The organism is Streptomyces sp. NPDC029466, assembly GCF_055574515.1.
This window is the reverse complement of record NZ_JBVHZH010000004.1, coordinates 286,380-295,771: the sequence shown is the minus strand read 5'-3', so window position 1 is coordinate 295,771 and position 9,392 is coordinate 286,380. Positions and strand designations below refer to the sequence as shown.

Here is a 9,392-nt window from a genome sequence, read left to right as displayed (position 1 = left end):
CGAAATCGTTCCCGTTGAGGGGCCGTGCAGTAGTGGTGTGCCGCGAAGCGGCGGGATGGCTGCCCCGGGCCTGTCGGCTCCGTGGCAACTCGGAGAACACTACGGATGGGGGTAGGCCGTGTCAACTCGCGTCAGTCAAGGTCACTCAGGCGCCCGTCGGCGTCCGGCTGGGCGTCCTCGACGCGGCGCAGGAGGCGGGTCAACACCTGGCCGAGGAGCTGACGTTCCTCGCCGGAGAGGTCCTGGAGGAGGTCCTCTTCGAAGACGGAGGCCAGGCGCATCGCCTCGAGCCACTTCTCGCGGCCCTCGTGGGTCAGCTCGACGATGACGCGGACGCGGTTGTTCTCGTCGCGCTCCCGGGTGACCAGGCCCTCGCTCGCCATGCGGTCGATGCGGTGGGTCATGGCAGCCGGCGTGAGGCCGAGGCGTTTGGCGAGTTCGCCGGGGCCCAATTGGTAGGGGGCTCCGGAGACGACGAGGGCCTTGAGGACCTCCCATTCGGCGTTGCTCATGCCGAGCGTGGAGGTCTGCCGTCCGTAGGCGACGTTCATCCGCCGGTTGAGGCGCTGGAGTGCGGAGACGACCTGCTCCACCTGGGGGTCGAGGTCCTGGAATTCGCGCTGGTAGGCGGCGATCTGTTCCTCGAGGCTCGGCTCGGCAGCGTCGGCGGCCGCATCGGAGGGCTCAGGCATGCGGCGCAGTATGGCACGGAAGTCATTGGCGTTGAAGTTCTTCGGGGTGTACTCTTTAACTTCGAACTTTAGAGTTGAAGTCTTCAGGGTGAGACTGTCCGGCCGCGGACCGGTCTCGCCCTGGCGTCTGTCCGGCTCCTTGGTTCTCCCCCTGTTCTTCTGACGACCTGACCTAGGTAGGTGAGTGTGACCACCGCGATGGGCGCCGCGTTGCGCCGGATCCAGCTCGGGAACGCGCTGAGTGCGTTCGGGAACGGCTTCACCGTTCCGTATCTGTACGTCTACGTGGCGAAGGTGCGGGATCTCGGTGCGAGCACGGCCGGTGTGGTGCTGGCGATGCTGGCGGTGGCCGCGCTGGTCGTCCTGCCGCTGACCGGTCGGGCGATCGACCGGCGCGGTCCGCTGCCGGTGGCGATCGCCGGTACGGTCTCCGCCGCCGTCGGTGCCCTGGGGCTGGGGCTGTCCGCCACGGAGCCGCTGGTCATCGCGTCGGCCATCGCGCTCGGTGCGGGGATCGCGGTCATTCAGCCGGCGCTCGCGACGATGATCGTGTGGTGCTCGACGACGCTGACCCGGTCGCGGGCGTTCGCCACCCAGTTCTTTCTGAACAACCTGGGGCTGGGCGTCGGCGGACTGGTCGGCGGGCTGCTGGTCGACGAGACGCACGCGTCGAGCTTTGTGCGGCTGTTCGCCATCGAGGCCGTGATGTTCCTGGTGCTCGGCGCGGCGGTGGCGACCGTACGGCTGCCGCGGGGGCCGAAGGTCGAGGATCCGGTGCCGACCGAGGAGCGGGCCAAGGGTGCCTGGCGGGCGATGTTCGCCGACCGGCGGATGGTGTGGCTGTGCGTACTGGGCTTCGTGCTGTTCTTCGCCTGCTACGGGCAGTTCGAGTCGGGGCTGGCGGCGTACGCCACCGAGGTCACCCGGATCGCGCCGGCGAGCCTGGGCATCGCGCTCGCGGCCAATACGGCGGCGATCGTGGCGGCGCAGTTCGTGGTGCTCAAGCTGGTCGAGGGGCGGCGGCGCAGCCGGGTGATGGCGCTGGTCGGGATGGTCTGGACGGTGGCGTGGATCGCCGCCGGGGTGTCCGGGCTGGTGCACGGCGCGCAGATGGTGGCGACGACGCTGCTGATCTCGACGTATGCGCTGTTCGGGATAGGTGAGTCGATGCTGTCGCCGACGGTGGCGCCGCTGGTGGCCGATCTGGCGCCGTCCTCGCTGATCGGTCAGTACAACTCGGCGTTCGCGCTGGTCAAGCAGCTGGCGCTGGCGGTGGGGCCGGCGGTGGGTGCGCTGATGGTGGGGCACGGGATGTACGCGGCGTACATCGGGATGCTGGTGCTCTGTGCGCTGGGGATCACCGGGCTGTCGCTGTGGCTGGGCCGGCTCCTGCGGCCGGCCCAGGACAATCCGCACCGTGCGGTGGCGGCGGTGCCCGCCGCGCGGGTGCCGGCCGAGGCGGAAGCCGTGGCCTGCGGCGCCTGAGCCCGCGCCCGGTCCCGTAGGAGGACCGCTCCTGTATGCCGTCGGTCCCGGTCCTGTGCGACCGGGGCCGGCGGCGTACGGCTATCCGCGGGGCAGCGCGAATTCGCACCAGACGGCCTTGCCGCCGCCCGGGGTGCGGCGGGAGCCCCAGGACGAGGCGATGGTGGCGACGATGGAGATGCCCCGGCCGGCCTCGTCGGCGGGTTCGGCGCGGCGGCGGCGCGGCAGGTGGTCGTCGCCGTCGGTGACCTCGACGATCAGCCGGCGGTCCGTACGGCGCAGGCGCAGCCGCATCGGCGGGGTGCCGTGCTGGAGGGAGTTGGCGACCAGTTCGCTGGCGGCCAGCACACCGAGGTCGTGCAGCTCGGGCGGGAAGCGCCAGGAGGCGAGGACGCCGGAGGCGAAGGCGCGGGCGCGCGGGGCCGCTTCGGTGCCGCCGTGGAGTTCGAGGGCGGCGTTGTGGAACAGCTCGGCGTCGTGGCCGGTGCGGGCGGGGTGCTGGAGGACGAGGATGGCGACGTCGTCGTCATGGCTGGCGGTGATGCCCAGGGAGCGCAGCAGGCGGTCGCAGACGATGTCGGGGGCGCCGGCCGCGCCGGCGAAGGCGCGCTCCAGGGCCTCGACGCCGTGGTCGATGTCCTTGTCGCGGCGCTCGACGAGGCCGTCCGTGTAGAGGACGGCGCTGCTGCCGGGGCCGAGCGGGACCGATCCGGAGGTGTGCAGCCAGCCGCCGGTCCCCAGGGGCGGCCCGGTCGGTTCGGCGGCGCGCCGGACCGTGCCGTCGGGGTCGCGTACGAGGATGGGCAGATGGCCGGCCGAGGCATAGACCAGGCGGCCCTCGTTCGGGTCGTGGACGGCGTAGACGCAGGTGGCGATCTGGCTGGCGTCGATCTCGGCGGCCAGGCCGTCCAGGAGCTGGAGGACCTCGTGGGGCGGGAGGTCGAGGCGGGCGTAGGCGCGGACGGCGGTGCGCAGTTGGCCCATGACGGCGGCGGCGCGCACGCCGCGGCCCATGACATCGCCGATGACCAGGGCGGTGCGGCCGGCGCCGAGCGTGATGACGTCGTACCAGTCGCCGCCGACCGCGGCGTCCGTGCCGCCGGGTTGGTAGGTGGCGGCGACGCAGAGGTCGTCGGGCTGCTCCAGTTCCTGGGGCAGCAGGGAGCGCTGGAGGGTGACCGCGGCCTCGCGCTGGCGGGCCTCGCTGGCCCGCAGGCGCTCGGCGGACTCGATCTGGTCGGTGACCTCGGCGCCGAAGACCAGGACGCCCTTGTGCGGGGCGACGCAGGCGACCTCGGGGTCGGGGGCCGGGCCGCTGGCGGCGACCTCGATCGGGGTGCAGGTGAAGGTGTAGTAGCCGTCGCGGGTGCGGTCGCCGCCGGCGCCGCCGGGGACCTTGCGGGACTTGACGGTGCGCGGTTTGCCGCTGCGCAGGACCTGGTCCATCAGGGGGAGCAGGCCGAGTGCGGCGAGCTCGGGGAGGGCTTCGCGGGCGGTGTGGCCGGCCGGGCGCGGGCCGAAGACGGCGGCGTAGGCGCCGTTCACGTAGGCGAGGCGGTGCTCGGGGCCGTAGACGACGGCGACCAGGGCCGGGATGGTGCCCAGGATGTCGTGGACGGACAGGGCGTCGACGGTGGGCGGCAGGGTCGCGGGGGTGCGGTCCTGGGTGGGGGCCGGATCGGTGTGTTCGGCGCGGGCCGCGGGGACCGAGCCGGTGGTGGCGGCCGTCGGGGCGGACGGTGCGCCGTCGGCTGCCGGGGGCACGGCGGACGGGGCCGGGGCCGGGGTGGGCGGGGCGGCCGGCGTGCCCGCGGCAGGGCGGGGCGCGGCGCGGTCGGACCGGGCGGCGGCGCGCCGCTGTGTGCCGGGGAGTTTGGCGCTCCAGCGCGTGAAGATCACGGAGGGGTACCTCTTACTTCGCGTCGTCGCGCGGGATCGGGCCGTCGGCATGGCGGGATCTCCCGGCAGGTGGCCGGGGGACGGTCGGCTGGGGACACTCTCGGCGCCCCTTTGCGGAATGCAGCAAACGTCCTGAATCCTCGTGATTGTCACTCTTTGCAGATACGAGCCCACCCATGGTCACACGTCCAGTGTGGCCGACCGGACGGACATCCGTCAGACGCCGGGGTGGCGCTGCGGAGTTCCGCACTCCGGAACATCCGGCCCCTCCAGGGCTGACGTCACGTCAACTCTTGTGGGGGTACGGCGCGTCAGCTCGCTTCGTTGTGCCGTCCGGTTCCCGCGGCGAGTTCGAACTCGGCGCGCGGGTTCTCCAGCGAGCCGAGGGAGACGATCTCGCGTTTGAACAGGCCCGCGAGGGTCCATTCGGCGAGCACCCGCGCCTTGCGGTTGAAGGTCGGCACCCGGCTGAGGTGGTAGACGCGGTGCATGAACCACGCCGGGTAGCCCTTCAGTTTGCGCCCGTAGACATGCGCGACGCCCTTGTGGAGGCCGAGGGAGGCCACCGAGCCGGCGTACTTGTGCGCGTAGTCCACGATCGGGCCGCCGCGCACCGCCGCCGCGAGGTTCTCGGCGAGGACCTTGGACTGGCGGACGGCGTGCTGGGCGTTGGGGGCGCACAGGGCGCGGGGCTGGTCGGGCCCGGCGGGCGGCTCGGCCGTGAGGTCGGGGACCGCGGCCGCGTCCCCGGCGGACCAGGCGTGTTCGACGCCGTCCACCTGGAGCGCGGGGGTGCACAGGAGGCGGCCGTGGCCGTTGAGCGGCAGTTTGGTCGCGGCCAGGATGGGGTGCGGTTTGACGCCCGCGGTCCACACGAGGGTCCGGGTCGGGAAGCGGGAGCCGTCGCTGAGCTGGGCGACATGCTTCTCACAGGATTCCAGCCGGGTCTCCAGCCGTACGTCGATATTGCGGGCCCGCAGCTCCCGTACGGCGTAACGGCCCATCTCCGGGCCCACTTCGGGCAGGATCCGGTTCGTCGCCTCGACCAGGATCCACTTCATGTCCTCGGGCTGGATGTTGTGGTAGTAGCGGACGGCGTAGCGGGCCATGTCCTCCAGTTCGGCCAGCGCCTCCACGCCCGCGTAGCCGCCGCCGACGAAGACGAAGGTCAGCGCGGCGTCGCGGACGGCGGGGTCGCGGGTGGAGGAGGCGATGTCGAGCTGCCCGAGGACGTGGTTGCGCAGTCCGATGGCTTCCTCGACGGTCTTGAAACCGGTGCCGACGTCGGCCAGGCCCGGGACGGGCAGGGCGCGCGAGACGGAGCCCGGCGCGAGGACCAGTTCGTCGTACGCCACCTCGATGGCGCCGTCGCCGGTCTCCTCCGCGGCCAGGGTGGTGATGGTCGCCCGGCGGTCCTCGTGGTCGATGGCGGTGACCTCGCCGATGACGACCTTGCACTGCGGCAGCACCCGGCGCAGCGGTACGACGACATGGCGCGGGGAGATCGAACCGGCCGCGGCCTCGGGCAAAAACGGCTGATACGTCATGTACGGCTCGGGGTCGACCACGATGACCTCGACGGTGCCCTGCCGCAGTTCCTGCTTCAGCTTCCGTTGCAATCGCAGGGCGGTATACATCCCCACGTAGCCACCGCCGACAACGAGAATGCGCGTCACGTCTTCCGAAGACTCAGTCTTCACAGAGGTTCTCCTCGCGGTGGCGACCAGGTCCCGGGGCGGCACCGATCCGCAAGCCGGCCGGACGCGCGGACGGCTTCGGGAGCTGCGCCCCCGGGAAAGCACAGCACTGTTCCATGACGCACCCCCGGAGCGCCTTTGTCCACAGGCCCGTCGAAATGTATGACCGGCCGCGGCCCCGGGGACGGAACGACGGATTCCGCGGGTGCGGGCCGAGGTGCCCTGGTCAGGGGGTGGGTGGCGGCGGAGGAGCGGGGTCGTAATCGGGGCGGATCAGACGCCTTGGGCCGATCGGGGGGCGCATTGTGCGGAACGCCCCCTTCATTCTTGACCCGAGCTCAACTATGTTCGTATCTCGTTGGGGTGCACCCTCTCGTCGGTACGCCCTGACTGTCAGGGCGGGGAGTCTCCGGGGGGAGACGTCATTACCGGGGGATCACTATGCACATTCAGGGCTCTCAATGGTCGGCCACCATCGCTGTGGCCCATGCCTCAGACGGCACCGGGAGCGGTAGCGAGCACAACAGACCCCAGAGCAACGGCACCGCGGTGACCAACGGTGCCGGCACGGGGACGGGCGGCCGGAGCACACCGCTGCGGGTGGACGCCCAGCGCAATCTGGAGCACGTACTGCGGGCCGCACGCGAAGTGTTCGGCGAGCTGGGGTACGGCGCTCCCATGGAGGACGTGGCGCGGCGGGCCCGCGTCGGAGTCGGCACGGTCTATCGCCGGTTCCCGAGCAAGGACGTACTGGTCCGCCGGATAGCCGAGGAGGAGACCTCGCGGCTGACGGACCAGGCGCGTACGGCGCTGGGCCAGGAGGACGACCCGTGGTCGGCGCTGTCCCGCTTTCTGCGGACGTCGGTCGCCTCGGGTGCCGGACGGCTGCTGCCGCCGGGCATTCTGCGGGCGAGCGCGGCCGCCCGGGCCGGGGAGCCGGCAGCGGAGGCCGCGGACGGGCCCCGGATGCCGGACGGCCTGAGCGAGGCGCGGGTGCCGCAGCAGCGCACGGCGCCCGGCGCGGACGGGGCGGCCGCGGAACCCCGGCCGGCCGAGGCCGCGCCGGCCGCCGCCGAGGAGACCACCGGGGCCGACGCGCTGCTGGAGGTCGTCGGGCGGCTCGTGGAGCGTGCCAGGGCGGCCGGTGAGCTGCGCGCGGATGTGACGGTCTCGGACATCCTTTTAGTGATCGCCACGGGAGCGCCGACACTGCCCGACCCCGGGCAGCAGCAGGCCGCGTCCGCGCGGCTGCTGGAGATTCTGCTGGAGGGGCTGCGCTCGCGCCCGGCCGGCTGAGGTCCGGCGGCCGGCTCCGTCCGGGTGGACCCGACCGTGGGGTCCACCGGGCGAGGCCGGACCGCGGAACGGTGCCGTCCGCGGACCGCGGCGGCCGCTGTCCGCACGCCGTCCGGACACCGCGCACGACAGGACCCGTACGGGGGCCGCGCACGGTATCGGCCGTCTGCGCGGCATGGCCCGTACGGGTGAACGCCCGTGCGGTCGTTTGCGTGTGCACCCCGGACGGGTGGCGGGCCGCCAGGAGCGGCGACCGCCGGGATCCGGTATGGCACGCTTACGCGGTATTCCGTTGGGACAGCGGCTTCGGGAGCCTCGGCGATGGGTGTTGACGGGCGGGACGGGCGGCGCGACGGCGAGGCCGGGGTGGGCGAGCGGAAGGCGCCGCGATCCGGGCAGGTCCCCGGCCAGGGCGGTCCGTGGGGGACGGTTCCCCCGTACGGACGGCAGGAGGGCGCCGAGGCCCATACGGGCGCGGGGCCCAGCGTGCCGCCGCAGCGGGAGCCCCGCGGCGGGGTCCCGGCCACCGGTCCCGAAGAGCGCGATCTCCCGCCGTCCGACGCCCAGTTGCTCTCCGACCTGCGGGCCGGCGACGACAGCGCGTACGAGGAGATGTACCGCAGGCACGCGGCGGCGGTCCGGCGTTACGCCCGCAGTTGCTGCCGGGACGCGCACACCGCGGAGGATCTGACCGGCGAGGTCTTCGCCCGCACCCTGCAAGCGGTGCGCGGCGGGGCGGGCCCGGAGTCCGCGGTGCGCGCCTATCTGCTGACGACCGTCCGCCGGGTGGCGGCCTCCTGGGCGCAGACCGCGCGGCGGGAGCAACTGGTGGAGGACTTCGCGGTGTTCGCGGTGTCCTCGGCCGGTGCGCCGGAGGACGACGCCACCCTGGACCCGGGCGCGGATGTGCGTGCCATGCAGGAGGCCGAGCGGTCCATGGCCGTGCAGGCGTTCCGCAGTCTGCCGGAGCGCTATCAGACGGTGTTGTGGCACACCACGGTCGAGGACGAGTCGCCGAGCGAGGTCGCCCCGCTGCTCGGACTGACCGCGAACGCCACCGCCGTATTGGCGCATCGCGCCCGCGAGGGCCTCAAGCAGGCGTATCTGCAGGCGCATGTCAGCCAGTCGCTGACCGACGGCGGCGACTGCGCCCGGTATGCCGACCGGCTCGGTGCCTATGCCCGCGGCGGACTGCGGATGCGGGCCGAGCGGGGGCTGCGCAAGCACCTGGACGTCTGTCCCCGGTGCCGGCTGGCCGCGCTGGAGGTCGCGGACGTCAATCAGCGGATCGGCGCGCTGCTGCCGGTCGCGTTCCTCGGCTGGTGCGCCGCCGGGTACGCCGTCAAGACGGCGGTGGCGGGTGCCGCGGGGGTGGCGGCCGGTGCGGCCACGACCGCCGGGAGTGGCGGTTCCGGTGGGACGGGAAGCGCCGGTGCCACCGTCGGCAAGGGGCTGAGCGGGGTGGTCAAGGCCGGGATCGGGGTCGGGGCGGCGGTGGTGGCGGGTGCGACGCTCTCGCTGGCGCTGACCGCCTCCCCGAAGCCGGCACCGACGCCCGGACCGCGGGCCCAGGCGCCTCGGCCGGCGGTGTCCGCACCCCAGCAGCCGGCGCCCCGCTCGTCGCGCCCCGGGCTGCCACCGGCGGGCGGCGCCGCGCCCGCCCCGAAGGGCCCGGGGCAGAAGCCGGCCCCGGATAACACGCGGGCCCCGCGGCCGACGCCCACCGCGAAGGCGGCCCCACCGGAGCCGACGCGCGCGCCGGCCCCGCCCTCGACGCCGCCCTCGACGCCGCCCGACCGGCCCACGCGTCCGGAGCCTCCCCGGCCGGAGCCCACCCCGCCGAAAGCCACCCCGCCGAAGCCCACCCCGCGGCCGCCGCAGCCCGCCCCGGCCGCCTACCGGGTCAATGCGCTCGCCCCCGACTTCATGGGCGACGGCAGCAAGCCGGAGGTCCGCACCCTGGCGAGCAGCTGGCTGTGGCAGCGGCGGTCACCGCAGATCGCCGGGATCACGTATGCGCACGGGGTGAGCGTGCACGGGCGGTCCTCGGTGACCATCGACCTCAACCGCCGGTGCACCGCCTATGACGCCGTGGCGGGCGTGGACGACCTCAGTGCGGGGCCGGCCGCGGTGCGTTTCTCCGTCTATGCGGACGGGGTGCGGCTGTGGCAGTCGGGGGCGGTACACGGCGCGGAACGGGCCGTTCCGGTGCATGTCCCGCTGACGGGCCGTAAGACGCTTCGGCTGGTGACCGATCCGGCGAACCCCGTGGGTGCGGTGTCCCTGGCGGACTGGGCGCAGTCCACGATCATGTGCCGCTGAG

The 9,392-nt window shown here is 73.3% G+C and carries 6 protein-coding genes; 3 read left to right on the top strand and 3 right to left on the bottom strand.

Annotated features, from left to right (window positions below):
- Positions 1 to 131 precede the first annotated feature (131 nt).
- On the bottom strand, positions 132 to 692 hold the full coding sequence (locus tag ACZ4XD_RS06560) for a MarR family winged helix-turn-helix transcriptional regulator (protein WP_468038785.1): 561 nt from the start codon (positions 690 to 692) through the stop codon (positions 132 to 134).
- Between the two features lie 186 nt (positions 693 to 878).
- Here ACZ4XD_RS06560 and ACZ4XD_RS06555 point away from each other — a divergent pair, with 186 nt between their 5' ends.
- The gene (locus ACZ4XD_RS06555; RefSeq protein WP_468038808.1) at positions 879 to 2,177 is read left to right on the top strand and encodes an MFS transporter; all 1,299 of its coding nucleotides are present in this window, start codon (positions 879 to 881) and stop codon (positions 2,175 to 2,177) included.
- 81 nt (positions 2,178 to 2,258) lie between these two features.
- On the opposite strand, the gene ACZ4XD_RS06550 is transcribed toward ACZ4XD_RS06555, so the two are convergent.
- Together ACZ4XD_RS06550 and ACZ4XD_RS06545 are read right to left on the bottom strand one after the other, a co-directional pair.
- Positions 2,259 to 4,076, bottom strand: a complete 1,818-nt coding sequence (locus tag ACZ4XD_RS06550; protein WP_468038783.1) for an ATP-binding SpoIIE family protein phosphatase — start codon at positions 4,074 to 4,076, stop codon at positions 2,259 to 2,261.
- A 311-nt stretch (positions 4,077 to 4,387) separates the two neighbouring features.
- Positions 4,388 to 5,776 (bottom strand): NAD(P)/FAD-dependent oxidoreductase, encoded by a 1,389-nt coding sequence (locus ACZ4XD_RS06545; protein ID WP_468038781.1) that lies wholly within the window; start codon positions 5,774 to 5,776, stop codon positions 4,388 to 4,390.
- A gap of 438 nt (positions 5,777 to 6,214) precedes the next feature.
- Between ACZ4XD_RS06545 and ACZ4XD_RS06540 the strand changes: the two genes are divergently transcribed.
- Positions 6,215 to 7,069, top strand: a complete 855-nt coding sequence (locus ACZ4XD_RS06540) for a TetR/AcrR family transcriptional regulator (RefSeq protein WP_468038779.1) — start codon at positions 6,215 to 6,217, stop codon at positions 7,067 to 7,069.
- A gap of 321 nt (positions 7,070 to 7,390) precedes the next feature.
- Complete coding sequence (locus ACZ4XD_RS06535) at positions 7,391 to 9,391, top strand: sigma-70 family RNA polymerase sigma factor (protein ID WP_468038777.1); 2,001 nt, start codon at positions 7,391 to 7,393, stop codon at positions 9,389 to 9,391.
- Position 9,392: the final 1 nt, after the last annotated feature.